The organism is Bartonella jaculi, from assembly GCF_039543045.1.
GTDB lineage: Bacteria > Pseudomonadota > Alphaproteobacteria > Rhizobiales > Rhizobiaceae > Bartonella > Bartonella jaculi.
Genome location: NZ_BAABIZ010000130.1, coordinates 1 through 1060, shown reverse-complemented (window position 1 = coordinate 1060; position 1060 = coordinate 1). Strand labels below are relative to the sequence as shown.

The window sequence follows — 1060 nt, the reverse complement described above, 5'->3', positions numbered from 1 at the left end:
CCAAGCCTTTCATCGATTGATCAAATTGCATGGCTTTATAGAGCGGTGCAATTAAAGTTGCGGTTTGGGCAACAGCCCCCACCATGCGCCCACGCGCATGAATATAAGCATTTTGCGCTTTTTCTGTAGATTCCTTCAAATGCTCAGGGTCAAACCACCCTTTAAAATGCTTTCGTGTTTGGTTTTGGAAATGCGCAATATCGAGGCTAAAGGCTCTTAAGTCTCGCTTGGCAGAGGCTATCCCTTCTTGGAGATGATTCACAAAACGGACAACAAGGGAAACATCCATAAGCGTATTTTACCCTAACATTTGGCTTTCATATTCTTGTTGTTTCAAGCGCACTAATTCTTCTCGATAGGCAATCACATCCAGCCAATCCATCTGGTTGATTTCTAGAGCGGACCAGCGAAAATAGAGAGCTAATTCTGCTCCAAATTGTCCGGCAGAGAGGATTGGCGTTGCGTAAAAAAAGCAAAAAAAGCCTTGAAGACAGCAAGAATGTCAACAACATCAAGACGATCAATCAATTCAACAGATTCATGAGACATATCGGCTAAAAGCGCTGTAATCCCCTCTGTCGCCTCATGGGTCAGTAAAGCCTCACAAAGCTTAAGAACAAGAACATCATTGCTCAAGGTTGTTTTATTCTCTTCTAAAGTAGGCAGAATGAGCTCTGCCAACTGCGGTCCAATCAACACCGCTAATTGGCGTGCTTGCTTGAAGTTTGGGCGATAAAAGGTCAGTTTCTTGCAGAGAGTTTCTTTGCCTCCTTTATCCTGATAAAAAAACGGAGCCTGTAACTCTACATCAATACTGGTTTGTAAACTTGTCATGATCAATTCCTATAAATTGAGAATAGAGCGACGGCGCCCACCAATATCTTGCCCATTGCGCACAAGCCAACCGCCCCGTTTAAAGGAAAAACGGTGTAAAACAGAGCCATCCCAAAATTCTGTGTAATCCCAAACATTCTTGATCTCGCAATCATAGCCTGTGGCTTTTCCAGCTGTTAAGCCTTCGCTATCGACTTTGACCAAGCGTCCTGTAACATCAATGGAA

General features: G+C 43.6%; 1 protein-coding gene and 2 pseudogenes. All 3 read right to left on the bottom strand.

Annotation, left to right across the window (positions count from 1 at the left end; genetic code table 11):
* Positions 1 to 289 (bottom strand): annotated as a pseudogene (locus tag ABD915_RS09770) (phage tail tape measure protein); the annotation flags it as partial.
* 131 nt (positions 290 to 420) lie between these two features.
* Positions 421 to 834, bottom strand: coding sequence for a hypothetical protein (locus ABD915_RS09765; protein WP_345117760.1), 414 nt, complete (start codon positions 832 to 834; stop codon positions 421 to 423).
* Positions 835 to 843: 9 nt separating this feature from the next.
* Positions 844 to 1060 (bottom strand): annotated as a pseudogene (locus ABD915_RS09760) (phage major tail tube protein); the annotation flags it as partial.

Coding starts and splice junctions, on each gene's coding strand:
- ABD915_RS09765 (WP_345117760.1), bottom strand. CDS start 834: ATGACAAGTTTACAAACCAGTATTGATGTAGAGTTACAGGCTCCGTTT.